This is a genomic window from Nonomuraea sp. NPDC003201 (assembly GCF_053590415.1).
Map to the genome: position 1 here is coordinate 1 of NZ_JBSFTC010000584.1, position 3,635 is coordinate 3,635.

General features: G+C 72.0%; 2 protein-coding genes. Both read left to right on the forward strand.

What is annotated here, in order from left to right:
- Nucleotides 1-3,011: hypothetical protein (locus ACWDX9_RS61125; RefSeq protein WP_449973083.1), on the forward strand; the 3,011-nt coding region annotated here is incomplete at its 5' end.
- Nucleotides 3,008-3,631, forward strand: coding sequence for a hypothetical protein (locus ACWDX9_RS61130; protein WP_449973084.1), 624 nt, complete (start codon nucleotides 3,008-3,010; stop codon nucleotides 3,629-3,631). The genes ACWDX9_RS61125 and ACWDX9_RS61130, both read left to right, overlap by 4 nt.
- The last annotated feature ends 4 nt before the right edge of the window (nucleotides 3,632-3,635 follow it).

Genomic DNA, 3,635 nt, shown 5'->3' on the forward strand with positions numbered 1-3,635 from the left:
CCGCCTCCGCGGGGGCCGTGCTCGCCGACCGGCCCGGCTGCCGGCTCGCGCTGGCGGAGCCGACGTTCTCCTGGTACGGCAGCGGCCTACCGCTGTTGCGGGCCCGAGACAAGGACGCGGTCGAGACGGCGGTGACCGGCGGCCTGCTCGCCGCGGTCGCCGCGACCGAACTGCGCCCGCCGTCGGCCGCCCGCGACCGGGCAAGGGACGGCGGTGAGCCGATCGACCCGGAGCGGCACGCCCCGCTGGTACGCCGCTACGTCGTCGACAGCTACGAGCCAGGCGGCGAGCCGGCGGCGGTCGAGATCCAGATGGAGGCGGAAGACGTCACGAGCGGCTCGTGGACCGAGATCCTGGACACCCCCGACCCCGAATGGGACACGGCGGACTGGAACAACGCGCTGCTGGTCTCGGCCATGCTGGCCGATCAGGATCGCCCCGCCTCGGGCCTGGTCGCGCTGCTGTTCGCCGGCGGCGAGGGCGTGGCGGGAATCCGGTTGTTCGTCGTCAGCAGCATGAGGTCCGGCGGGGTGTCGGTCACCGGGGACGGCTTCGGCATCAGGAACCTGCGGAGTTTCGAGATCGACGAGTGGGGACGGACAGCGGAACGCCACCTCACGCTGGGCCCGGACACGCGCGGCGTCCTGCGGGCGCTGGGCGACACGCCCGACGAGCAGTCGCGTACGGCCCTGCTGCGCGACTGGATGACCAGGACCTGCGGCGCCCGCTTCGACCAGGAGCGCGCCCGGCTACTCAAGACGCTCGGCGAGGACCGTTTCGAGCAGGTCAAGCAGGCCGAGCTGGAACGCCTCGCCCACCTGAACGCCGACCCGCCCCCCGTGGTCGGCTACGTGGAGCTGGAGGTGCATGGCAGGACGTTCCTGCTCTCGCTCGCGGCGCAGTTCGGCCACCCCAAGGGGACCGAGATCCCCATCGTGCCGCTCACAGTCCAGGTCCAGGGGGTGAGCCTGCCGGGCGCCGAGGAGGGCGAGCGGCCCGGCGGTGGCGGCGGGGTGGGCCCGGGTGTGGCCACGTCCGGCAGGGCCCCGGTGGAAGAGGGGGGCACCGGGGGCACTGGCGGCCGCCCGGGAGGCACGGGGACGGCGGACGAGGGCGGCTTCGTCGAGGTCCCGGCCATCGCCGCCGGGGGCACGCGACCGTTCCTGCCCCCGCCCGGCGAGGAGTCCGTGACCTGCACGCCGTTCCTGGAGGAGCCGCCGCTGGCGGCGCTCGGCCGGGACGGCGACCGGTTGCGCGCCCTGATCGAGCGGATCGCGGGAAAGCTGGCCATCCCCGTCTGCGAGTACGCGGGCGGCTTCACGCTCACCGCCGCCGAGGCGTTCGGCAGCCGGGCCACGGACGTCGGTGACTTCAGCGTGACCGCGTCGAAGGCGTACCTGCAGGCGCCGCCCGCAGGTGAGCAGGGCAACCTCGGCCCGGCCCACTTCACGCCGGCGCCGTCTCCGCTCATCGCGTTCCTGCGCCACCTCGGCGGGGTGGCGCCGGACATCACCGAGCTGGTGGACACGATCGACCACGTCTACCGCAAGCCGGAGCACCGCGGGAAGATCGGCTTCCTGGACAACCCGCTGTCCTGGGTGGTCCGGTTCCGCTATCGGGTCAACGACGCCATGAGCTGGTCGGTGGCCGTGCTGTTCGCCATGGCCTGCAGAGTCCTGATGATGCAGCTCCTGACCGCCTCGGCCCGCCAGATCCAGGGCCGGCTCGGCAACCTGCCCCTGCTGACGGACTACTTCGAGCAGGTCATCCTGCCCCGCCTGGGCGGCATCCAGGACCTGATCGAGCTCCGCGACCTGGTCAAAGACGCGCCCCGCACGCCCCAGCTGCCTGAACGCCCGCCCGGTGGCACACCGGACCCGCCCGCGCCACCCCCGTCCCCTGACCCGAACGCGGGCGGAACCCGGCAGGCTTGGTTGCGGGCCAGGGCCGACCTCACCGAGGCCCTGGCTGGCAAGACGGCGGAACCACCACCGGGGACGCCGCCGCGCGGGACGATCATCTGGCCGGTGACCGGCGACCCGCGCATTCACGACGGCCGCGGGCGCACCTGGTCGTTACGCGAGATCGAGGAGCGCATCGTCACCGTGCGCGGTGACCTGGAGAGCGCGGATCCGCTGGTCAAGCAGCTGACCGAGCTCGACGACGTGATGGCGCGCTTCACCCACGGGCGCGTCCGGGAGGAGCTGGAGCGGCTCCTGAACGAGATGCTCCGCCACAACGGAGACGAGCAGAAGAAGGTCCGCGACTCCTGGCGGTACGCTTTCCAGGCCTCGCGCATCACGACGGGCATCCCGACAGTGCCCGGCACCGGCTACCGGCTCGGCGGCATCCACCTGCAGGTGCACCAGGCCGTCGGGGACGCCTTCCGCGGCGATCCCTTCTACCGGCTGGGCATCGACATGTTGTTCGGCGTCCAGCGCGGTCGGCTCGGGCTGAAGGCGTTCGCCGAGTTCGCCGGGCTGCTCCTGCTGTCCGTGGTCTGCCCGCCCCTCGCCGTGGTCACGGGCGTCGTGGTCGCGGGAGCGCAGTTGTACGAGGCCGTGCAGCGTGAGCACCTGTATCGCTCGATGCTGGACCCGGAGCTGGTGCTAAGCCGGGCCGAGGTGGAGGCAGAGCTGTTCGCCGCCCGGCTCGGGTTCGTGTTGTCGGTCGTCCTGGCCGTCGTCCCGAACGCGCGCTCGCTGCTGCGTACGGGAGCTCAGGCGGCACGGGTCGCCGAGGGGTACGGCGCCGCTACCGCCACCCGGCTGACGGCCGCCAGGTTCACCGCGCACCTGGCGGAGGAGACCGTCAAGTCGCTGCGGAACGGCTTCGTCGTCGCCGCCCTGCGCGAACTCGTCCAGAACGAGGTCGTCGACCTGATCGCGCAACGGGTGCTCGGCCCGATCATCGCCGACCTCGAACGCGAGGTCACCTTGACCGGCCCGGTCGGCGGCGCGGCTGGGGCGCGGCGGGTCGTCGACTGGCTGCTGCAGGAGGAAAGACCATGAAGAAATGGCGTTTCAACGCCGAAGGCATCCACTTCGGGGAGGATGTGCGCCTCGTCCTCGCCGAGAGTCCGAGCCTGCGCAACTACTCCCAGCGACTGGCCGACCTGCCGATGCAAGGCGGCGGGCGCGTGGGCGAGGCGCAGGCGCGGCTGGCCGTCAGCCGGTTGCTGGTCGGCTCGTTCATTCTCATGACCGAGGAGAGCCTCGGCCGTTTCATGACCCACATCAACCGGATCAAGGGTCTGCGGGGCGAACTGAACAAGCGCTACGAGCTGGTGCACAGCCTGTTCGCGAAGAATGACCCGCTCGCGATGGTGCCGGACGAGCTGCTGCCCGGCACCATCGGGCGGCTGTTCGACGAGCTGGACCGGGCGCTCGACGATCTGGCGGCGCTCAAGGAACGTCAGGCGCTGCAGGACGCCGTTCCCGACGTCGGCGACCCGGACGTCAGAAAGCGCATCATCGAGCCGGAGACCCAGGTCAGCACCAAGGAGCTCGCCACCGAAGAGCTCGGCACGGCCGGGGGGGGGGGGGGCGGGGGGCGCCGGCCCGGGGCGGCGGGCGGGCGCGACCCCTCTCCCCAGGACCCCCGACCGCCCCCAAACGAAGAGCACACCTAATAAA

Excerpts from the sequence above, each read along its gene's own strand:
- ACWDX9_RS61130 (WP_449973084.1), top strand. The coding sequence starts at position 3,008 with ATGAAGAAATGGCGTTTCAACGCCGAAGGCATCCACTTCGGGGAGGAT.